Raw genomic sequence first — 24,396 nt, 5'->3', positions numbered from 1 at the left:
AGAAAGTGACTTAATATATTACTAGTTTAATCTTGGTCAAAGTTTTCATATTATTTACTATATTTGAATCCAAACTAAAAATTCAAGGTGCTATAAAAAAGTAGGTTGATTAAATTATTATATCACATCAATTAAGTTAGTTTAAAAAATAAATGAGGTCCTGAAGTCAAAGTATAGGTTGATCTCGTTAAAATAAATGTGTAATTGTAAAAAAATACGTTTAAACCTATTTTGTTTTCACTCACTCTTTTTTTACACTGACAATATAACTCTTTTTGATAAATTTAAATATTTAATATGAAAGAAACAAATAAATCATATTAATATATAATTTAAACTATGAAAAAGAAAAAAATAATCAATTTTTTATTAAGTGCATTCACGCTATCAAACTTAATTACATTAAGTACAAGTTGTGCGACTGCTAATAATAAGACAAACGAAGAGAAACAGCCAACTAACGAACTAAAAGATTCGTCAGTTGAAAATATTAATCTAATGGCTGAATTATCTTCGATATCAATTTCGGTTGAAAAATACTTTAATAAATTCTCAGCAGATTTAGAAGACAAGTTTATAAAAGATGTAAAAATATTTTTAGAAAATGAAGAAAAAACAAAAAAATTAAAGAAAGAAAACCTAGATAAATATAATTTTTTGGTTGAATACGCAAAAAAAGGTACAGGACTGCTAGATAATCTTAACAAAACTTTTATAGAAATTAAAAATGACAAAAATAACGGTTTTAAAAAATTGAATAGCTTAATCAATTTTTATTTACATTTTTTAACAGATTTTGTAGAACAAGCTCTTAAAGATGAGATTTATACTAATGAATCAAAATTAATTTTAGATAAAGAAAAAGAAAATTTTAAATATATATTAAATTTATTTTTAACAGAATCTATTAATAACCAAGCAAGAAAATATGTTGATAAAATGGAAAAATATTCAAATTTAGATTTGCAAACTCAAAATCAAATCAATTTATTTACATCTAAAGCTAATGAATATAAATTAAATTTAAAAAATATAATAGACAAAATTTCAAACCCACAATATGTACCAAACGATGAAACTAATAACCAAATTCAAAATAATATTTTAAATATTAGTAAAGAAATGCTTGATATTTTTAAATATTCTTTAAGCGAAAAATACACATTTAATAAAAATAGTAATATATGAAGTATTTCGACTAACTCATTTAATATTAAAAAAATTAATGTACCTGTTACTAATTCTGATCAAAATGGAAAAGATACTTCAAACGATCAACCAAGTTCAAGTGAAACATCTACATCTAACATAGAATCAGGGATAGAAGCAAACAAAAATAAAACTTTTGAATTATATCCATTAAATATTTCTAAAGAAGAATTAATAAATAAAGCTAATAATTCTAAAGAAATCAATGATTTTATTAATCTTCAAGAAATTAAAAATAGATATATTGATTCAAACTATATTGTAAACAATTTTGTATCTAGTGATTTTTATGAAAGCAGCGTAATTAATGCTTCAAAACGTAGAATAGATGATACTTTCATAACAAGATATTCAAAAACAAATAAAAATCAATTTGATAAAGTTGAAGAAATCCAAAATGAAGAAAACGAAAAAGATTTAAGTGATTATTTACCAGATAACATAAATTCATTTTTTAAAATTTCATTGAGTTTGGAACAATTGATGCCAATTTTTAGAGATGTAATTGAGCCTCAAAACGTAGAAACCAATTTAACAAATAAAGTATTAGAATTAACAAAATATGCACCTATAGAGATGTATAATCCGAAAATAACAAAAGTTGAATTCAATAATGAAACTAATGAATTAAGTTTATTTTTCTCACCGTCAATAAGAAAAAATGAGGCATTAGACATAAATTCATTCGAAAAAATATTATTTAATAAAAATATAAAATATGTTTTCGGACAAGTTGATCCAAACGCTCTTTTTAGTGAATTTACATATGACTTTTACTTTTCTTTAAGCGAAGAAAATAATAGAACAATAATCAATAAATTGAATGAAATAAAAACCGAAAATGAAACAACTTCTGATAAAACACAAACTAAAAAAATTAAAATAAATATAAAAATAGATCAATAAAAAACTCACAAAATTGCGAGTTTTTTATTTTTATTTGTATGATAATTTTTCTTCGTGAGTTTCTTTAGAATACGACTTAATAAATTCTGTCATTAAATCTATTGTTGCTTGTATATCTAGTAAAGAAGCAACACCTATAGGACTATGTAGATATCTTTGAGGAATAGAAATAGTCATTACAGCCGCACCCCCTGGAGCAAATTGCAATTCTGCGGCATCTGTACCACCGCCTCCTGCTACATATTTATAAGTAGGAATTTCTTTTTCTTTTGAAATTAGGTCTAAATAATTAATTAATTTTGGATCAGGTAATGTTCCAGAATCTTTTACTAAAATACTTACACCTTTACCTAAAACTGGTGTACCTTCTTTTGCTCCTGTTGTATCGTGAGCTGCTCCGGTATCTACAGCAAATGCTACGTCTGGATTAATTATTGAAACTGAAGTTTTAGCACCACGAGTACCAACTTCTTCTTGAACTGTACCAACTAAATAAACATCTGCATCTAAATCTAAATCGGCAATGTTGTTAGCAACAAATTCTAAAACAGTTACTCCTGCTCTATTGTCCATAGCCTTACCACCAACTAAATTATTTGCTAATTCTATGTATTCTCCTGTCATAAAAATTTTGTCACCGATATTAATTTTAGCTTTTTCAACTTCTTCTTTTGATTTAAATCCTAAATCAACATATAAATCATCATTTTTCACCGCTGATTTATACATTTCAGGTGTCTGAATATGAATGCTTGTATGTCCAAAAACCCCTTCAAATCTTTGATTTGTTTCAGAAGAAACAACAACTGCTCTTGTACCTATAGCAGTATTTGCTCAAACTCCTCCAATTGGTGTAACCATTAGATTACCATTATCTTTAATTGTTCTCACCATATAACCAACTTCATCCATATGAGCAGCTAACATCACTTTTGGTGCATTTTCTTTTTTAGATTTTTTAAAGAAAATTACAGAGCCCATCTTGTCTCTTTCAATTTTAAAAGCACCTTTTTTAATGTTTGATTTTAATTCATCAACAACTGGTTCTTCAAATCTTGATATCGCTTCAATTGACATATATTTTTTAAGTCTTTGAGCTAATTTTTCGTATTTTTTATCCATTTTTCTCCTTTTAATATATTTTACACTTTATTTTTATATGCTAAATAATTTTAAGCTTTATTTAAGCTTTATAAGTAAAATTTGCAATTGCTAGAAAGATTAAAATAGATTACGAGAGATTGAAAACAAAATAGGTTTAAGCGTATTTTTTCACAATTACACATTTATTTTAATAAGATCAACCTACTTTGATTTCAAAGTCTCTATATTGCATAATTAATTAAGCTTCATTTACTTTTCAAAATATTCTATTTATGATATAATAATATTACTTCTAGTTAGTTATGTAATAAAAAAAGGAGTTGTGCATTGCACAGCTCTTTGTTATTTTAAAGGAGTTTTATGGATTATAAACAAATATTAACAAACGCATTTGGCGATATTATTTTAGAAGCTAAAATGATTCAAAATGATTTTGGGCCAACTTTAGAAGTTACAGTAAATCACACAAATCTCAAGGATGTAGAAATGCTTTCTAAAAAAATATCATTATTTTTAGAAAACCAAAAATGATTTACCGATAACCACTACTTAGAGGTTTTATCTAAAGGTTTTGATACTAATGTTGACATTAATCAATTAGATAAATTCATTAATAAAGATGTAACTTTAAAACTTAAAAAATCATATTTAGGTCAAGATATTTTTGTAGTAAAAATACTTGAAGATAGATTAGATAGTTTTATAGCATCTTGAAACAAAAAGGGACAATTGAAAAAAATTGAATTTGAAAAAAAAGATATTTTAAACGCTGAATTATATATTAAATATTAAAGGAAAATATGGCAAGAAAAGATACAAAAAATAAAGAAGATCTTAAATTAATTTCAGAAAAAAAGATTTGATATGAAATAGTAGAAAATTATGCAAATAAACATCATTTTAATTTTGATTTAGTTCTAGAACTTTTTAGAAACGAAACTCAAAAAGTTTTTGAAAGAGACATCGACCCAGATGCACAAATAGTTTGAGAACCAAATCATGAAGAAAAAACTATCACTATTTACAACATCGCTGGTAGTGTTGAAGAAGAAAATTTTGAAATTGATTTTGATGATAATAATGATTTAAATTTTGACCAACAAAGATTAATTAGCATGAATTACCAAGATGCTATTAAATTAAACCCTAACGTTAAATATGGTGATAACATAAGCATTGAATTTAGCTTTAATTCTCTAACACAAAGACAAAAGACAGCAATCAATAATGGTTTTAAATCTGAATTAAAATCAAAGGAAAAAGAAAGAATTAGAGAAGTGTTTGGTGATAAAATAGGAAAAGAGTTTGATGGTAAAATTAAACACGCTTTACCAAAAGGTGGTTTTTTAGTAGAAATATTAGATGATGAAAATAATGTATATACATCACATTTAAATAGAAATAAGGCTACAAGAATTAGAGAATTACACCCTGGTTCTTCGGTTAAGGTTATTCTGGAAAAAGTAAATTATGATAGTACTTTAAATGTTTTAGAAGTATCTATGATTAAACCACAACAAGTAGAAAATATTTTAAAAGAAACCATTGTTGAAATTGCTAACGGCGATATTATAATCAAAAAAGTTCAAAGAGCTCCAGGTCTAAGAACTAAAGTTGCGGTTATGCCAAATCCGGATAAAATTTTTGATTTTGACATAATAGGTTCTATTTTTGGTGAAGGGGCAAAAAGAATTATTGCAGCTTCTAACATTTTAGGAGAAAAAATAGATATCATTAGATATTCAGAAAATAGAAAAGATTATATCATAAACGCATTATCTCCTGCAAAAATTATAGATGTTGCAATTCATAAAAAAACTGGTAAATGTTTTGCCATCGTCGATGCTGATAATATAACAATCGCAATAGGTAAGCGTGGTATTAATAATGATTTAGCCTCAAAATTGACTGAAAATATAATTAATATTATTCCTGTTGATGAAGCTATAAAAAGAAAAATTCCATTTAACCAATCAGGTTATAAACCAACAAGGGAGTATGATAAACCATTATTTGCACATGGTGATAGTAAGAATATAAATAAAAAATCTAGATCAAATAACTATTTTAAAGATATAGATTTAAAATTTGAAGAGTTTGATAAAGATGTTAGTGAATTTTTAAGATCTACAAGATCTATGGAAGACAAAGAAACAACTAACGAAAAAGAAACTAATAAAAAGACAAAAAGAACGGATAAATCAAATAAACAATTTAATTTTGATGATGTATTTTCTGAATTAGAGTCAAAATTAGAAGACACTTCTGAATTTCAAGAAGAAAATAATGATTCTTATGATTTTGTTAACGAATTAGGTAAATATTATGATCAAGACATGTCCGATTCTGATTCAAACGAAGAAGAAACTCAATTTATTGATGATAATTTAAGAAAACCTACAAACGATACCACTAATAAAAATAAGAAAAAAGTTATTGAAGAATACAAAAAAATAAAAGATTTTACCGTTGACAATGATTTAGTGAGTTATGGCGGTTTAAGCTTAGATCTTGATTTAAGTGAATTTAACGATGATTGAGAAAAAGAAGAAAATTAATCATAACTTTACAAGAAAGTGCATTATAACAAATCAAATAGTTGATATCAAAAATTTAATTAGATTTAATTATTTAAAAAATAAGAATCATGCAACTTTAGATTTAAAAAGAGAATTAAATGGGCGTGGGGCATATTTTATACCATCAGAGGAAAACTGAAATAAAATCAAAAAAACAAAAGCTTTAAATAGAGTTTTTAAAAGCAATATTTCAAAAGAAAATTACTTCGAAATAGAGCAAGAATTAAAGGAGGTCTTTTTATGGCTAAAAAAACACAAAGAATAAGTAATGTTAACGACATTAAACAACAATTACAAACTACAAAAACCGAAATCAAAGATGGAAAATTTATTTTTACAGGTAAAATGTCTATAAGTGATTTTTCAGAAGTGACAAAAATCAATTCAAACGAAATTATTAAGAAATTTTTCATGGCGGGTAAAATGTATAATTTAAATCACATTTTAGATGAAGAAGAAATCGCTGAATTATGTCTTGAAAATAATTTAGATTTTCAAAAAGAAACTAACATTGACGGGTCTAACTTTTTAGATGAAGTTAATTTCGAAGATAAAGAAGAAGATTTAATAAATCGTAGTCCTATAATAGCGGTAATGGGGCACGTTGACCATGGTAAAACAACATTAATCGACAAAATTAGAAACACAAATGTTGTTGAAACTGAATCAAGTGGTATAACACAACATACTGGTGCATATCAAATCAAACACAAAGATAAAAAAATAACATTCTTGGACACACCAGGTCATGAAGCATTTACAAAAATGCGTGCCCGTGGTGCGAAAGTCACAGATATTATTATATTAGTTGTTGCAGCAGATGATGGAGTTATGCCTCAAACAGTTGAAGCGATAACACACGCTAAAGCTGCTAACGTTCCTTTGATAGTTTTTGTTAACAAAATGGATAAACCAAATAAAGATTTAGATAGACTTAAAGGTGAGTTAGCGGAACATGAAGTTATAGTACCAGAATATGGTGGTGATGTACAAATAGTATATGGTTCAGCTCTTAAGGGAGAAGGTTTGATAGACTTATTTGATGAAATTACATTACTTACAGAATTATTGGATCTTAAAGCAAACCCTAAGAGATATCCAATAGGTACTGTTATTGAATCTAAAATAGATAAAGGTGCTGGTGCCGTATCAACAGTTATAGTTGAAAATGGTACTTTATATAAAGGTGATTTTATTGTTGCGGGTTCAAAATATGGTAGAATCAGAAAAATAACCAATGCAAATGGTTTGGAAATCGAAAGAATTGAACCAGGACAACCCGGGGTTATTACAGGGTTAAATTATGCTCCTGACGCAGGAGACAAATTTATCGGGTTTAATGATGAAAAATTCGCTAAAAAACTTGCTAACGAAAAGGCTTTTGCCGATAAAATGGATTTATTGCATCACAAAAATGTAGAGGCAATAAATGCAGAAGGTAAAAAAGTTATAAATGTAATTATTAAAAGTGATGTTCATGGTACAAGTGAAGCTATAAAAGGACAATTATCTAACATGGAAAACGAGGAAGCTACTATAAAAGTTATTGCAGCTAGTGCAGGTCATGTTAGTGGTAGTGATTTACTTTTAGCACAAGCATCAAATGCGATAATATTTGTTTTTAATTTAAAGACTCCTTCTACAATCAAACAAAATGCCGCTGCTCAAAATATTACAATCATCGAACACAGCGTTATTTATAAAATTTTAGAAGATTGCCAAGCAATGCTCGATGGAGAAAAAGCCCCTATCTATGAAGAACGTAAAACAGGTGAGGCTCACATTATAAAAGTGTTCTTTTACTCAAAAGTTGGTAAAATTGCAGGAGCAATGATGGATACTGGTTTAGTAAAAGAAAAATCTAAAGTTAAGGTTTATCGTAAAGGTAAATTAATTCACGAAGGTGTTATAGATAGTTTAAGAAGAGAATTAAATGACACCAAAGAAGTTGTAAAAGGAAAAGATTTTGGTACTCATATCAAAAACTACAACGACATCGAAGAAGATGATGTATTAGAATTTTACGAAGACGTAAGAATAAATTAAAAATTAAGGTAAAATTAATTAGTATGGAAATTAAAAAATTAATTAGAGACGTCCCTAACTTCCCAAAAGAAGGAATTATTTTTAAAGATATTTCTCCTTTGTTAGCTGACGGAGAAGCACTAAACTACACAATCACTAAAATAGCAGAACACGCTAAAGAAGCAGATATTATTGTCGGTCCTGACGCAAGAGGTTTTCTTTTTGGAACACCAGCTGCCACTATACTAAAAAAACCATTTATAATGGTTAGAAAACCAAACAAATTACCAGGTGAAGTTATTTCGATGGAATACGAATTAGAATATGGAAGTAATAAATTAGAATTACAAAAAGGTTTCGTAAGAAGTGGTCAAAAAGCGGTGATTATTGATGATGTTCTTGCTACCGGAGGAACAACAAAAGCTATTATTAAACTTTTAGAATCTCAAGGTGTAACAGTGACAAAAGTTATTGTCTTACTAGAATTAAAAGAATTAAATGGTAGACAATTAATTGGAGAAAATATCGATGTTATTTCATTGATTGAAGTATAAAAATTTTATTAAAAAAGACTCAGTTGATTCCTGAGTCTTTTTTATTATTCGAATTGTTCGAATTCAAATTCGTAATCATCTCCCATTTGATTTGTTTCTAATTGATTATCGTCATAGTTATAGCTAACAATATCATTTAAATCATAAATAGTATCTGATTCATCTAAATTTTCGCCTAAAGCGATTGTAGGATCATATTTTTCTTTAAAGTATGATTTAGGATCTCTAATATCATATTTACCTTTTAATTCATAATTACTATTTGTACCCGCTGGAATCTTGTGTCCTAAAATAATATTTTCTTTTAGTCCATCTAATTTATCGATCCTCATACCAACAGCGGAGTTAACTAATATCTTAGCAGTTTCTTGATAAGAAGCGGCTGATAATCATGAATCTGATAGAAGTGGAACTTGTTTTGCACCTTTAATTTTTACTTCACCATATGCTGGTTTTTTACCTTGTGCAAGTAATTTTCCATTTTCCTTTTGATAAATAAATGTATCCACTAACGCACCGTTAAAGAATTTAGAATCACCTGTATCAATAATCATGATTTTTGATAATAATTGTCTTATAATAATTTCAATATATTTATCCGAAATTGTAATACCTTGTAAACGATATAATCTTTGGGTTTCTTTTAATAAATAATTTTGAACCGCTCTTGGTCCTGCTGCATTTAATAATTCATTTAAAATTACTGGTCCTTCAAAAATCTTTTGCCCAGGAGCAACAGAATCTCCTTTTTTAACACGTAGTTTTTGAGAAATTTTTCCATGGTAATCCACGTGTGTTTCTTCACCTTTTGAATTTTTTTGTGAAACAGTTACTATTGTAATATCTGTTTCTTTACCTGTTTCTTTATTTTTAGCTTGTTCTATTTTTGAAATTTTTCCATAAACTGTAGAAATAACAGCTGGTTTACCTCAAGGGAAGTCATAAGCATCTATAAGTTCGATTAATCTACCGAATCCACCTGTAATATCTTCAACTCCAGCAACCCCCCCAGTATGGAATGTACGCATTGTAAGCTGTGTCCCAGGTTCACCAATAGATTGAGCAGCTATAACTCCAACTGCTTCTCCGATACTTACAACTCTATTTGTTGCAAGATCTTTACCATAACAATGTTGACAAACACCGTTACGTGTATGACATGACAGAACTGAACGTATCTCAACAACTTCTTTTTTGTGAACATTTACAATTAAATCTGCAAGTTCAGGTGTAATTAGTTTATTTGCACCAATTATTTCATTTCCATGATCATCGTAAATCGCTTTATTTGTATATCTACCTTCAATTCTATCGTATAATGATTCGATAACTGTATCAGTTTTGGTATCTTTAATATCTTTAACTGGGAAACCGTAATCTGAGTGACAATCATTTTCGCGAACAACAATACTTTGACCAACATCAACCAATCTACGTGTTAAATATCCTGATTTTGCTGTGTTAAGAGCGGTATCTGTAAGTCCTTTACGAGCCCCGTGTGTTGATGAATAAAATTCATAAGCACTAAGACCATCAAGGAATGATGATTTAACTGGAATTTCAATTGTTGAACGAACAACACGGTCATTTTCGGCATCGGCTTTAAGTATTTTTGTGTTGTTATTCATAAGTCCACGCATACCAGCTAACTGTGTAAAGTTAGAAGCATTACCACGAGCACCAGAACTCATCATCATAAATAATGGGTTGTCTAAATCTGATTTTGTAACTTCTTTAAGTTCTTTTTCAATTTCATCTTTAACTTTTGATCAATTTTGAATTGTTAATTTATATCTTTCATCATCGGTTAAATATCCATTTTCAAAATACTCTTTAAGTTCTTGTGTATGTTTATCACCTTTTGCAATTTTTTCTTTTGTAGATTCAAGTGTTTTAACATCATTCATTGAAATTGTAATTCCAGAAAGTGTTGAATATTTAAATCCTAAATCTTTAATAGCGTCAAGAACAAACGCTACAATATTTGTATATTTAAATCAAACTTTTTCAAGCACAGATGTATACTTTGTAATATCTCATTGATATTCTTGCATACCCGAAGTAACATTTTCATTTGTTAATGTCTTCTTAGTTTTAAATCAAATTTTCTCAAATTCTTCTTTTATAAAATTATTAATTAAATTCGCATGTGATTCCGGAATACTATCATTCTTATAGTCTTTTAAAGCTAAACATTCTTCTAACATATTTTCATAATTAATGCTATTAACTTTATCAATAACTTTTGCTATATCTTCCATAGAAACAACATGAACATAGTTTTCATAAACTTTTCTAATAATTTTAGCAATATCTTTTTTGGTTAAACTTAAATTCGCTTCTTTGTTTTTTAATTCTTCAACAAAGTTTGTTCCGTAATCAAAAGTATATCTTTCAAGTTGTTCTTTAACACTTGAAGTGTGAATTTTTTCTTTTTCACTAACTACTTTTAATTCACCATTTTCTTCTTTATATTTACGTTCAACGTTTTTACCAAAAATAAATTCAAAATCAATAGGAAATACATTATTCAATATAAATTTTCCTACTGTTGAATAAATATATGGTCTATCAGTTAATTTTTCTAACATTTTTGATTTATTTAAAGCTTTAATAGGTAATACAACTCTTGTATGAAGAGTAATATTTTCTCTTTCGTAAGCTAATAACATCTCATCCATTGTTGGGAAGAATTTACCTTCTCCTTTTGCGCCTGGCTTTTCAATTGTTAAATAGTATAAACCTAAAATTATATCTTGAGAAGGGTTAATGATTGGTTCACCATCTTTTGGTCCAAGAATATTTTTAGAAGCTAACATTAATTCTTTTGCTTCTCTAACGGCTTGGTCTGAAATAGGTACGTGAACAGCCATTTGGTCCCCATCGAAATCGGCGTTAAATGCAGTTGTTACAAGTGGATGAAGTTTTATTGCCTTACCACGAATTAAAACAGGTTGGAACGCTTGGATAGATAAACGGTGAAGTGTAGGAGCACGGTTTAAAAGAACCGGTCTACCTTCAATTGCTTTTTCAACATATTTTCAAATAATTGGATTTAAGTTTTCAATTAATTTTTTTGCTGTTTTAATGCTTGTGATATTATCTTCGTTGTTAATTAATTCTTTAATAATTCAAGGTTCAAATAATTTTGCTGCCATATCACGAGGAATACCAACTTCGTGCATTCTTAATTCTGGACCACCAACGATAACACTACGACCAGAATAATCAACACGTTTTCCTAAAAGGTTTTGACGGAAACGTCCTTTTTTACCAGTAAGTGCGTCAGAAATAGATTTAAGTGGTTGATTATCTTTCGCAGTAACTGGATTTGGTTTTTTTCTACCGTTGTCAATTAAAGCGTCAACCGCTTCTTGAATCATACGATATTCATTTTGTTTAATCAACATAGGTGCGTCAGCATTATTTCATTTTTCTAAACGACTATTTCTTATTATTATACGACGGTAAAGTTCGTTAACATCACTTGTAGAATGTCTACCACCATCAAGTTGAACTAAAGGTCTTAAATCTGCAGGAATAACAGGCAAATTATAAATTAACATATCTGTAGGCTTTTGACCTGACTTAATAAATGAACTAATAATTGTAAGCCTTTTATATAATTTAGACCTTTCTTGTAACTTAGAACTTGAGGCGTAATTATTTCCTATTTCTAAGTTAATTTTATCAATTTCAGATTGAACAAGTTTACGTTCTTCTTCAAGATCAATATTTTCTAATAAATATTCAATTGCTTTTGAACCTGTTCCTATTTTTGCTGTTGTATATTCTTCGATTAAATCATTATAATGATAAAAATCAACACCAAATGATTTTCCATCTTCCGATTGAGCAACTTCGATTAATTCATCTAAAGTATCTTTAATATCTTGGAGAATTTCTTCATCGTCATATTGTAATGTTAGCATTTCTTCAAGTGCGGCACGATAAATGTTTGGTGCCTCGTTAATATCGATAATTGTATTCTTTTTAAGAGACTTTAAATTACCATTATCTAAAACTATATGTGATTTATAGTAAATTAATTTTTCTAAATCGGCTTTTGTAACTGGTTTATTTGAATCATTAACTCTCAATCCTAATAATTTAGAAATTATTGAATGATCTATTTTAAAGAATCAAAAGTGAACAACCGGATTATGAAGTTTAATATGACCCATTCTACTTCTTCTTGAAATTTTAGGTAGTATAACAGGTTTATATTTTTCACATTGAGGAGTTTTAGTACATATATCATTTTCGTCAGTCTTTTTATATTTTGTACCACAAATGGCACATTTATAATCAGTAACAGGTCCGAAAATTAACTCGTCAAACAAACCATCTTTTTCTGGTTTATATGTTTTATAATTAATTGTTTCAGGTTTTTTTACTTCACCATTCGATCATTGTGCAACATCTTCTTTTGTTGCTAACGAAAGTGTTATTTTATTAATATAATTTTTAGAATTTTTATTCACTGTCTCCTCCGGATTCAAATTGTAACATATCGTACTCATTTTCATTTTCGTACTCATCTAATGATTGTTCTGAAACTTCTAATTTCATTCCTAAACCTTTAAGCTCATAGCTTAAAACATTAAAGGATTCTGGTGTACCAGGCTTAGGTAATTCTTTACCTGAAACTAAAGCGCTATATAACGCGTTTCTACCTTGAATATCATCTGATTTGTAAGTTAATATTTCTTGTAAAACGTTTGTCGCACCATATGATTCTAAAGCTCATGTTTCCATTTCTCCAAATCTTTGACCACCATTTTGAGATTTACCCCCTAATGGTTGTTGTGTAATTAATGAATATGGACCCACTGAACGACCATGCATCTTATCGTCAACCATATGGTTAAGTTTAAGCATATACATAACACCAACAGAAACTGGTTTATCAAATTTTCTACCTGTAATCGGATCTATTAATGTTTGTTTTCCTGATTTATCTAGACCAGCTTCTTCTAAAGCTGCTTCAATGTCAGGTTTTTTAACACCATCAAATGATGGAGTAACAAATTTAACATTTAATTTTCTAGCCGCCATACCTAAGTGCAACTCTAAAATTTGACCAATGTTCATACGTGAAGGAACCCCTTGTGGATTTAACATAATATCAAGCGGAGTACCATCTTCTAAGTATGGCATGTCTTCAACTGGTAAGATAATAGAAACAACCCCTTTATTACCATGACGTCCAGCCATTTTATCACCTGGTTTTAATTTACGTTTTTGTGCAATTGAAACTTTAACTATTTTTTCTACACCTTCTTCTAAAACATCATTATTTTCCTTTGAAAGAACTTGAATGTCAATAACAGTTCCGCCGTGTCCATTTTTAACTTTTAATGATGTGTCTTTGTAAGCTAATGATTTTGTACCTAAAATAGCATTTAAAAGTTTTTCCTCTTGAGAAGGATTTTCTTCTCCTTTCGGAGATGTTCTACCTACCAAAACATCACCAGGATTAACGTCAGAACCTAATTTAACAATTCCGTATTCATCTAAATTTCTAATTGCGTATTTAGAAACATTAGGGATATTTGAAGTTAATTCGTCTTTTCCTGCTCTTGAATTTCTAAATTGAATTATATGCTCTTCAATATGTATAGATGTGTAGACATCTTCTTTAACAAGACGTTCATTAATAATAATAGCATCCTCAAAGTTATAACCATTTCATGTTGTAAATCCAACTAAAACGTTTTTACCTAATGATAATTCTCCATCTTTAAATGATGAACCATCTGTAAGTAAATCACCCACTTCTACTCTATCATTTAATTTAACAATCGGTTTTTGATGTATGATTGTACCTTGGTTACTTCTCTCAAAAGTTCTTAACATGTATTTATCAGTAACTCCAGTTTCATCTCTCTTAATATGAATTTTTGAGCTATCTACAAAAGTTACAACACCAGCATTCTTAGCTGTTAAATTATATGATGAATATTTAGCGATATCAGATTCGATACCAGTTGCAATAAGTGGAGCTTCAGTTTGTAATAATGGAACGGCTTGACGTTGCATGTTTGAACCCATAAGCGCACGGTTAGCATCATCGTTTTCTAAGAAAGGAATTCCTGCTGCAGCAACTGAAACCATCTGTTTTGAAGAAACCTCAATAAAATCAACGTCTTTTGGTGTTCCAATTAAATAGTTATAATCACGTCTAATTGTTAGTGATTCACTTACAATTCTATTGTTATCATCAATTTTAACTAATGATTGAGCAAATGAGTAACCGATTTCCTCAGCTGCTGTTAAATAACGAACGTCTTCATAATCTACAACACCATCATTAACTTTAAAATATGGAGTTTTTAAAAAACCTAAATCATCTACTTGCGCAAATGTTGCATAGTTAAGAATAAGACCAATATTAAGACCTTCTGGTGTCTCGATAGGACAAATTCTTCCATAATGTGTTGCGTGAACGTCACGAACTTCAAATTGTGCAGTATCACGACTAAGTCCTCCGGGACCTAAAGAAGTTACACGACGTTTATTTGAAACTTCGGCAAGCGGATTTATTTGATCCATAAATTGAGAAAGTTTTGATGAGTTGAAAAACGTTTTCATTTGATTTGTTATCAACTTATTGTTTGTAACATTTTTAGCTGTTATTTTTTCTGTTTCTTTAGCACCCATACGTTCACGGGTTGTTTTTTCTAATTTAGAAAGCGCGATCATGATTTGACCTTCTAATAATTCACCAACAGAAACAATACGTTTGTTAATCAATGAATCAGGATCATCATCAGAACCTACACCACATGTTAAGTTAAAGTAGTAATTAATTGCTGCTACAATATCAGAGATTAATAAATGTGTTTCTGTTGATTGAGGATCATTACCAATAACTAAAACCGGTTCTTCAGGTTTTAAATTCATTCATTTTTTACTTGGGTAAACCTTAACTCTTATTATTTTAATACGTTTTCTAAGTTCTGGATTACCCACTTGTTGACCATAAAGATTTAAACCTTCAGGTCTATAAATTTTATGATAAACATGTTCCGGGTCTATGTTTTCAATTTTTTTGCTACTTAAAATTTTTGTGTCAAATAACGATTGAATATCTTTAGCAATTTTTAAAGTTATTAAAATTCCTTTTTGATAAAGAACTTCTCCGTCTTTGTTTACAATGTCCTCGGCTAAATATGTATTTGTTATACGATCAACTAGTGAAAGTTTTTTATTTAACATATGACGGCCGGTTTTTGATAAGTTATATCTTCTCTTATCAAAAAGCATAGAAGGTAAAAGAGATTTTTTGGCTTCTAATGTATCTCTATCACCTTTTCTGATTGTTTTAAATATTTCTTCTTGAGTTAATTCAATAATTTGTTCTTGAGTTAATTCGCTGTTACTTAAAATCTTATCTTTCTTTAATGTTTCTTTTAATAATTCTGTTTCACCAAAAAGTTTAAACATCATTGATGGTGTAAAACCAAATGAACCTAAAAATGTTGGTAGTGAAATATTTTTACTTTTATCTACTTTTACCTTAACTGAATCAATTGAGTTAGAAGTAATTTTATGTGATACTTCAAATCATGAACCTATTCTTGGTAATATTTCTAATTTATTGAACAAATCATCAGATTGTTTGTTACGAACACCAAGACCAAAATATGCACCCGGCGAACGAATCAACTGACTAACTATAACTTTTTCAGAACCATTAATGATAAAACTTCCACCTGAAGTCATATGTGGAACTTCTCCTAAAAGAACTTTTTCACTTTTTAGTTGACCAGTTTCAATGTTTTCAACTTTTAGTGTTGCATAAATTTTAAAACTATAGTTAATTCCTTTAGTTTTACATTTATTTATTTCATCTCATTCACTTGTAATTTTTTTATACGGGTATTCAATTTCAAGTGAACCTTTAACGTATTCTAATTTCATTTTACCGGCTGTAATAGGGTAAATTTCTAAAAGAGAATCTTGAATACCGTTTTTAATAAATTGCGCAAAACTTTCCTTACTTATTTTTAAAATATCAAACAATGGAAGAGACTTTTTTGTAATAGAATAATCTCTTCTTAAAGTTTTGGGACCAAATTTACGAATTGTATATTTTTTATTTTTATCGTTTTCGACAACCATTTATTTCCTCCAAATTAATTGCAAAATAACTTTTATTACTTATTTTAAAAGTATTGAAATTATAGCACAATTTAAAATAAATTTTAATAAATATTTGGTAATTAATAAAAATAGTGTATATATAGAGTTTATTTTTATGTTTCAAAAAACTTATCATGATAATAAAAAATATTAAAAAAATTACTTTTGTACCTATAAATAAGCTATAAAAGTAATTTTTAATACCTTGAATCTTTTATTTTTAAATCAAAAAAAATAATAATAATATTTACATAAAAATTTAAATTATTTTATAATTTAATTAAGGAGATACATGAACAATTCAAATTTGAACTTTAAATCAGAGGAACAAAAAAATACAAACCAAAATTTATCTACTTTCTTAGGGGATAGACCTTTATTGAGGTACCTAGATAATAAATTAGTTTATTCAATTTCAAGTGAAACTATTCAATCTTTAAAAGAAGAACAAAATTCAATAGAAGAATTTGAAAATACTAAAAAAAATATTTTAGATAATATATTTGATAATATTGATGAAAAATTCGTAAGAGACAATTATACTAAAATAGATTTATCAATTAAAAAGTCTATTAAACATAAAAAACTTAGCATAACTTTTTTAATATTTTTTATATTATTTATGTTATCTTCGATTGCGTTGATATTATTTGCTTTTATCCCGAATTTGAATAATATTATCCAAAGTGTTGCGCAAGGTATACTAATTATTTATTATGGTGTTATTCCTTCAAGTGTTTTAGCTATCCTATTTATGATATTAACAATAGTATTTTTTATTTTAAAAAGAAGAAATACTAAAATAGCATTTAAAACAAACGAAGATATAGAAAGATATGCTTTTGAATTAATAAAAAACAAAACTTACAACATTGAAGAAATAAAGAAAATAATATTAAATAACCAAAATAATGTCAAATATTTAGATAGTAAAGGTGCAATCAAACACTTTAATTTACTCAGTTATCCTGATATTTCTCATCAAAATAAGTTAGTTGATGTAGGATTATGTGAAATATATACAATAAATAATCATCTTGTCGAAATACAAAATCTAGATGTAATTGAGAATAATAACTTATATGATTCAACTTCCTACACAAAAATACAAAACGAAACAGCTAGAGACGCAATTAAACCTATAATAAATAGTGATATTAAAAGATTAGTTTTTTATAAATTTGTTATCAATAACGAAAAAAATATACCTAACTTTTCAATATTGAATCACTTTAACATAATTAATGAAGGCTACGAAATAAGCCTAGTACCAACTAAAACACAGAGCTTAGATATAAATATAATGTTTAAATTAAGAAGTGAAAACTCTATTAACGATGACGAAAAAAATAACCTTATTAGAGCATTGGAAAATTTTAAAAATAATAAACTTTTTGGTCAAGGATACGCAATAGAAAGTTCTTCCATTTATGCTCAAAACAATAATTTATATGCATTATTAGCATATAAAGATAGTAAGGATGATGATGTTTTAGTTTTAAATAATGAATATCTCGAACGAATAATTAATAATGATCACGAAATTAACGATTATACATCTTTAAGTATATTAAATGTTATTGATGATTTAGTTGTTTTTAGTCTTCATTTATCAAATTATTATAAAAAAGCAACTAAACCAATTTTAGAATTAATTGATAATATGTAATACAGAATTCTTTTTTTAAAAAAAATAAACCTAATTTTGTTAGGTTTATTTTTTGATAAAGGTTAAATTAAAATGTTTTTTAATTCTTAGCCTATATTTAGTTAAAAATAAAGAAAATTCTAAAATAACAAAAAATATTACTGACGGTAACATTAAAGGTAATATAAATTCATATTTATCTCTAGATTCAAAATGTTCAATATTAGAATTTATCGATATAACTCCAGTAAAAATACCATAATTAATTGCGTTTCTATAAGTGCCTTCAAATTCAAAAAATACAAAAGAATAAATATCTTTATTAATTTGAGGTAGCAAATAAACTCAATAAATCTTCCATTTAGAAAAGCCTAAAGATAATAATGTCGATACTTTTTTATTTATTTTTGAATTTAATTTTTCAGAAATTTGTTTACTTAACGCTCTAAAAGCTATAACACTTAGCATAAAAATAAACGTTGTTTCTTGTGAAAATAAAATAATAATAAAATAAAAGTAAACAATTGCGGGTATTGATTTTAAAATAATAATTACAAATTTAGCTAATATAGTGAATTTTAAAGACAATAATTTTTCAACCATTAAAAAAGAATATAAAATTGAAAAAAATATTGCTAAAAAAATGGCTTGATATGTATATATAAAAGCTCAAACATAATCTATATAATAAAATGTTCAATTATTTTTTAGATAACTAAAATCGGAACTTAACAAACTAACTAAATATTTTTTAAAATTATTTAAATTAAAATCATCTTTGAACAAGTCGATAAACCCAAAGACAACCACTACCAAAACGATAATTAATAAAATAATTGAAATAAATTTCTTGTAATTATATTGAAATGTTTTATTAAAATTTATATTCCTTGTTTGTTTAGAATTTCTTATTCCTATAATTTTATTAAAAAGAACAAGAAATAATTCTAGCATGACAAGCAATATAATAATATAAAATAGACTTATAGATAAATATTCAAATTTTTCTTTGTAAGCGTCTATGAAAATCCCTATTCCATAAATACCTATAGAACCTAAAATAGAAGATCATCTAACATTGGATTCGTAAGCTAAAAGAGAATTCATGATAAATCTATTTTTATTATTTAAAACAATATTTTTATAAAAACTTAAAAACTTACTTTTACCTAAATTTATTTCATTTCAATATTTTTTAACTTCTGAGTTCTCAATAATATCATTAAAATATCGGTGCATTCACAGTCATGTAGACCAAAAAAATATTAAAAAGGCTGTTAAATTTAATGTAGAAATTTTTTTAAAAAAATAAATAAAGATAATTATTGGAAAACTTCTTAGTATCGATAAAAGAAATTTTACAGATAAAGAAAAATAAATTTTTCTATGTAAATTTATCGCATTTATATAAGATGTAAAAAAGGCTAAAACTAACCCACATATAGTTCCGGTTGTTGTTGTCTTAACAGTAACTCATAAAAGTCTTAAATTAGATAATCATAAATTGTTAATTCCGTTATCATAATCTATATTTTTAAATTTGAATAAACTTGAAAATCTCTCAAAAAGAAGAGAGTAATTATCGTAAAAATTAAAAAAAGAAGAAAAATAGCTAAAAATTAAAAAAAGTAAAATTGTAATAAAATAAAAAGTAATTTTTCAAATTTTCCTTTTTTTAATATTATTATTAAATTGTTTTTGTGTCAAAATAACCCATTAATTTTTCTTTATCAAACATCTCTTTACTAAATATTTTTTCTATTCTTCCATCTCTTATTGCGATTATATTATCGCAAAAGTTGATAGCACTATCTAAATCATGCAATGATATTATAGTAATACGATTTTCTTTATTTTTTTGTATAGATTCATATATTAAATTTGTATTTAGTTTATCCAAATTACTAGTGGGTTCATCACATAAAAGAATTGAAGGAACATTGAATATTGCACTAATATAAGCTAATCTTTGTTTTTGTCCTGTAGATAAATCAGAAATTTTTACAAAAGCATATTCTTCCATACCAAATTCTTTTAACAAATTAAAAAGTGTATCTTTTTGATTTCTTGTTAAAACTTTTAAAAATTTATAGAAATAATTTTTGTAATGTTTATATGACAATAATATGTTTTCAAAAAAAGTTATTGTTTCAATAAAATTATTATTTGCCTCTAAAAGAGAAATACTTTTTTTAAAAATAGCAACTTCTTTTTTAGTCATACTATTTTTATTATTACTATTAATTTTAAAAATACCTGAATTTATTATAGATCAATCAAAAAAAGAGTACAAAAGAGTACTTTTTCCACTTCCAGATTTACCTATAACTCCGTACACTTTATTTGATTCGAAAGTCAAGTTAATATTAGAAATAATTTTTTTATTTCCGTAATTAAGATTGATATTTTGAAATTCTATCACTATTTCTTTCCTAAAGTATTATTAATTACATCTCAAAATTCTCTATCGGCATCTTCAATTAATTTATATCCATTAAAACCATTTGATGTTCCAAAAATATCTTTACCTTTTTTAGATAAATTTATTAAAGCAGTTCCTATATCAAATGCATACTCATCACTAATTCTTTTACTTTTTAACCCAACGTTATAAGGAAATACATCTGTTACCGTTAGGAAATAAACATTTTCATTTGGTCTTATATTTGATTGATAATAATCGTTCAATTTACTTTTTGATGTATAAGCATATTTACCTTCATTATCTAAAAATATATGTAGATTCTTTTCGACGTCTTTGTCTTTAAATTTAGCAGTTTTTATAAATGATTGTGTGTTAGGGTCTTGCTTTAAATTTAAAAAAGATCTATAATTATTTCCAAAATGTTTTTTAAATAGCGCTTGAGGTAATATATATTTGCTACCTGAACTTTGATCACCAACACCTATTCCGTAAGAAATAAATTTTTCATAATCTTTTTCATTTCATGCCTTAATTATTTCCTCTTTTGTTTTTTCGTCTGCAACCAAAATAATAACACCTCTTTGAAATGGTGTTAAACTATCTTTGCTTTGGTATAAATTTTCATAAATTGCACCATTTCAAGAATTAATAAAATTATCTTTATTTTTATATACCTCATATTCGTTGTTAGCAATAATTCTTAATGGGTCATCATTTGATCCGTCTACATAAATTTGTTCATTTGAGTTTTGCCCCTCAAATTTACGTGTATAAGTTTGAAGAAATAATTTGCCACCTGATCTTTTAAGCAAGTCATCTTTCTTTTCGTATATACTAGCAGAATTAAGAAAAACTATGTCGGTTTCACCTTTTTGTATAGATTGTATTTGGTTCTCATATGTTTCTTCACCCTTTATATTAATATCTAATTTTAATTCAGGATTTATAAGTTTTAATTCATTATTGAGATCTAAAATAAATTGATTATATTGCTTCTTATAATCTAATAAAAGATCATTATATTCTTTTTCATTTAAATTACCTTTTTCTATTCCTGAATAAATAGATAATTTTATTTCTTTAGAACTTTCGCTCTTATTATTAGAGCAAGATAACGCAATTAATGGTATAGAAGAAATAACACCACCAAAAAATAATTTATTTATAAATTTAATTTTCAAAATAACTCCTTTTATAAGGACTCAAAAGGGTATTAAAAAATATAGACTCACTACGCTGGTATTAACCAGATCAGTTAATAAGAGTATTTCTCAACCAAAAAAATAATTTTTAGTACCTCTGTCCTTCGTAATAAATTATATATTAAATAAATATATTTTAAAAAATAAAATGCCAATACTTTAATTTGACATTTTATTTTTTAAAAATCTTCTTTTTCATTAGGTAAAGAATAATTATTTTTTTCTCATTCTAAATATTCATTTATTTTATCTTCTTTTTCTCTTGCGGATAAATTTATTAATTTAGTAGAATTTAAGTATTCAAAAACGGGAATTTCAAATTCTAAATTATAAAACATTGAATTAGCATTAGTTAAATCGTGTTCTGATGTTTTAGCTATAGATGAATCATTGTTTTGATTTTCTTTTTCTTTTTGTTTATGTATGATGCTCTTGTACTCTTCGGTAGAAACATAAACATAATGATTGGTTTCACTATTTATTTTAAAAATTTTATCGTCAAAATTTATTTCATAAAATTTATCTTCAAATTCATCGCCTTTTAAAATTTTTCTTGTAAATAGAGATTTAGGTTCAACAAGACCTTCAGGAAACTTAAAACCTTCTACATTTTTATAATCATTGAAAATATGTATTTCATCGAACATTCTTGTTTGAATTAATTGTGAATCATTTGAAACAAAAATAAATGGCGCATTTATGTTATCACATAAAATAGATAATATTCTTAATAATTCAGTTTTATCACTATAATTCATTATATTAAATGTATCATTTACAAAAATTAATTTATTTTTCGAAAGTCAAAATGGTATTAATTTAAACTTAGTTCTTTCTATTATTTTTAAATTATTAAAAGGTTCTAAAAATTGTTGAATATTAACAGAAATAGATTCATATGTCTTGATGAATATTAACATTGTTTTGTAATATATTTCTGCTTTTTTTGTAATGAAATTTTTTGAATTGGTGAATTGAGAAATTTCAACAATTAAATTATAAAATTCTGATTCTTTTATAAATTTTTGTAATATTTCATCTATATTTTTTAACCTACTTTTTAACTCATTTAAAAAACTACTATTAGAGTGATTTTCTTGTATTAATAAATAACATTTTTCAATAATATCATTTAAAGCCTTATAACTTCTTTTGAATCTTTTAAACTTATTTTGTTTTACTTTTATTGTTTTATTAAATAGATTATTACTAGATTTTTTTACTCAATTTGTTTCAGCAATGGACATATTTATTTTTTGTTTTATTTCATGAAATTTAATATCATCTTTATGATCTGTAAATTGAGTATAAACTTTATTTTTTTCTAAGATTAATTCCTTATTTAAATTATCTAGCGTTTTATTCAAATTACTCTTATTTTCCTTTGACTTAAAAATGAAATTATCGATATTAGCATAAGGCACATAGTCTCTATAAATATTAATTGTATCATTGTTTTTATTTGACATTAAAATTAAGTGGAACTCATTATTTAAATGTTTATCAAGAGTTTCTAGGTCCTCTAAACTTAAAAACAATAATTCATCTTTGTGTTCCTGTCAAAAAAATATTATTTTTTTGTTAAAAGTAATTCTATTAAATAATTCTACTACAGAGGAATTAGGTTTTTTTGATAAAATTTTAATTTTATAACTTAAGTTTCGATTTTCATTTTTATATTTTTTAATAATATTGTAAATATAACTTTTCGAATTAACATGTGTTTTATAGATTATTTTGTTAATAAACTTTATTTCATCTGAAATTCTATTAATTCTATATTGATTTGTAATGTTATCTATTGAACTTTTTCTTATTTTATTCAATGCCTTTAGTCTATTTTTTAATTCAACTATCTTTTCATCTTCTTTTACTTCGTTTAAGTCTTTATAATTTTCGTTTAAAAATTCATCGTTTTCTTTTAATTCTTTGAATAAATCAATATATTGAGCGAATATTCTCAAAGAATAATCCTTAATATTCTTTTCAAATAAGTTAAGCATTTCTTTAAATAAATCAATATTAATTTCTTCAAATGTATTAGAGAATTTTTTATATAACTTTTTAAAAGATCTTTCATAAGCTTGATTTATATCTATGATTTTTTCAAAATGTAAAAGTAAAGTTTTAGAAAATAAATTTTTAGTGTTATGGTGACTAATATGATCAAAAATTTTAGATGTTTGTTGCTTCTTATGATAATTTTTTACATCTTTAAAGCAAGTATTTCACATTTCTATGAGCGGAAGATTATAGTCTTTTTCATCGCTTATATCTACAGTATTAAAAACAAAAATACTATTTAATATTTCTTTTTTATCATTTAAAATAACTACATCACCGTCATTTTTATTAACTCGTAATGATATTTGGGTGTTTTTGTTATATTTTATTGAATTTCAAATATTATCAAAGGTAATGCTTTTGTTATTATTAGAAATATAAAAAAAAGTTTTCATGCTTTCTACATTCAATTGTTCAATATCAATTGGATTCTCAAGTGAAATCTTTTTTTTATTTAAAAAAAAGGATTTTTTGTTATTTTTTTCAAATAAATTAAATATCGAAAAAATATTTTTTGTATTATTATTCATTG

General features: G+C 26.0%; 14 protein-coding genes and 1 riboswitch. Of the genes, 7 read left to right on the top strand and 7 right to left on the bottom strand.

The features are described 5' to 3' along the window. Positions 1 to 339: 339 nt before the first annotated feature. Positions 340 to 2,115 carry a hypothetical protein gene (locus KQ876_RS00800; RefSeq protein ID WP_216489846.1) on the top strand — a complete coding sequence of 592 codons (1,776 nt, stop codon included), beginning with the start codon at positions 340 to 342 and terminating at the stop codon, positions 2,113 to 2,115. A gap of 30 nt (positions 2,116 to 2,145) precedes the next feature. Here KQ876_RS00800 and KQ876_RS00795 read toward each other — a convergent pair whose 3' ends face one another. Next, entirely contained in the window at positions 2,146 to 3,237 is a 1,092-nt protein-coding gene (locus KQ876_RS00795) for a M42 family metallopeptidase (RefSeq protein WP_205851935.1), read from the bottom strand. Positions 3,238 to 3,579: 342 nt separating this feature from the next. On the opposite strand from KQ876_RS00795, the gene KQ876_RS00790 reads away from it, so the two are divergent. From KQ876_RS00790 to KQ876_RS00770, 5 genes are read left to right on the top strand one after another with little or no spacing between them, the layout of a single operon-like run. Further along, complete coding sequence (locus tag KQ876_RS00790) at positions 3,580 to 4,011, top strand: ribosome assembly cofactor RimP (protein WP_216489843.1); 432 nt, start codon at positions 3,580 to 3,582, stop codon at positions 4,009 to 4,011. Between the two features lie 8 nt (positions 4,012 to 4,019). Beyond that, positions 4,020 to 5,777 carry a NusA N-terminal domain-containing protein gene (locus KQ876_RS04260; RefSeq protein WP_205852500.1) on the top strand — a complete coding sequence of 586 codons (1,758 nt, stop codon included), beginning with the start codon at positions 4,020 to 4,022 and terminating at the stop codon, positions 5,775 to 5,777. Then, positions 5,752 to 6,063 (top strand): YlxR family protein, encoded by a 312-nt coding sequence (locus KQ876_RS00780; RefSeq protein ID WP_216489842.1) that lies wholly within the window; start codon positions 5,752 to 5,754, stop codon positions 6,061 to 6,063. Before KQ876_RS04260 ends, KQ876_RS00780 begins: the two co-directional genes overlap by 26 nt. Beyond that, entirely contained in the window at positions 6,039 to 7,844 is a 1,806-nt protein-coding gene (gene infB / locus KQ876_RS00775; protein WP_205852498.1) for a translation initiation factor IF-2, read from the top strand. Before KQ876_RS00780 ends, infB begins: the two co-directional genes overlap by 25 nt. A gap of 23 nt (positions 7,845 to 7,867) precedes the next feature. Further along, complete coding sequence (locus KQ876_RS00770; RefSeq protein WP_216489839.1) at positions 7,868 to 8,377, top strand: adenine phosphoribosyltransferase; 510 nt, start codon at positions 7,868 to 7,870, stop codon at positions 8,375 to 8,377. A 44-nt stretch (positions 8,378 to 8,421) separates the two neighbouring features. Here KQ876_RS00770 and KQ876_RS00765 read toward each other — a convergent pair whose 3' ends face one another. Together KQ876_RS00765 and KQ876_RS00760 are read right to left on the bottom strand one after the other, a co-directional pair. Next, on the bottom strand, positions 8,422 to 12,861 hold the full coding sequence (locus KQ876_RS00765; RefSeq protein ID WP_374978432.1) for a DNA-directed RNA polymerase subunit beta': 4,440 nt from the start codon (positions 12,859 to 12,861) through the stop codon (positions 8,422 to 8,424). After that, positions 12,854 to 16,504 carry a DNA-directed RNA polymerase subunit beta gene (locus KQ876_RS00760; protein WP_205851941.1) on the bottom strand — a complete coding sequence of 1,217 codons (3,651 nt, stop codon included), beginning with the start codon at positions 16,502 to 16,504 and terminating at the stop codon, positions 12,854 to 12,856. Before KQ876_RS00760 ends, KQ876_RS00765 begins: the two co-directional genes overlap by 8 nt. A gap of 313 nt (positions 16,505 to 16,817) precedes the next feature. Here KQ876_RS00760 and KQ876_RS00755 point away from each other — a divergent pair, with 313 nt between their 5' ends. Continuing rightward, positions 16,818 to 18,194, top strand: a complete 1,377-nt coding sequence (locus tag KQ876_RS00755) for a hypothetical protein (RefSeq protein WP_205851942.1) — start codon at positions 16,818 to 16,820, stop codon at positions 18,192 to 18,194. A gap of 45 nt (positions 18,195 to 18,239) precedes the next feature. Here KQ876_RS00755 and KQ876_RS00750 read toward each other — a convergent pair whose 3' ends face one another. From KQ876_RS00750 to KQ876_RS00735, 4 genes are all read right to left on the bottom strand, one after another. Beyond that, a complete protein-coding gene (locus tag KQ876_RS00750; RefSeq protein ID WP_205851943.1) occupies positions 18,240 to 19,412 on the bottom strand; it encodes an ABC transporter permease in 1,173 nt (390 codons plus the stop codon). Positions 19,413 to 19,860: 448 nt separating this feature from the next. Beyond that, a complete protein-coding gene (locus KQ876_RS00745; protein ID WP_205851944.1) occupies positions 19,861 to 20,595 on the bottom strand; it encodes an ATP-binding cassette domain-containing protein in 735 nt (244 codons plus the stop codon). Then, the gene (gene cypl, locus KQ876_RS00740; protein ID WP_205851945.1) at positions 20,595 to 21,779 is read right to left on the bottom strand and encodes an ABC transporter thiamine pyrophosphate-binding lipoprotein p37/Cypl; all 1,185 of its coding nucleotides are present in this window, start codon (positions 21,777 to 21,779) and stop codon (positions 20,595 to 20,597) included. The genes KQ876_RS00745 and cypl overlap by 1 nt, the downstream gene beginning before the upstream one ends. Positions 21,780 to 21,809: 30 nt before the next feature. Then, a riboswitch (TPP riboswitch) is annotated at positions 21,810 to 21,909 on the bottom strand. Positions 21,910 to 21,979: 70 nt separating this feature from the next. Next, complete coding sequence (locus tag KQ876_RS00735) at positions 21,980 to 24,394, bottom strand: MAG1360 family OppF-related protein (RefSeq protein ID WP_216489837.1); 2,415 nt, start codon at positions 24,392 to 24,394, stop codon at positions 21,980 to 21,982. Positions 24,395 to 24,396: the final 2 nt, after the last annotated feature.

The organism is Mycoplasma sp. CSL7491-lung (genome assembly GCF_018913965.1).
GTDB lineage: Bacteria > Bacillota_I > Bacilli_A > Mycoplasmatales > Metamycoplasmataceae > Mycoplasmopsis.
Note: the sequence above shows the minus strand (reverse complement) of the source record. Positions and strands in the feature narration are given on the sequence as shown.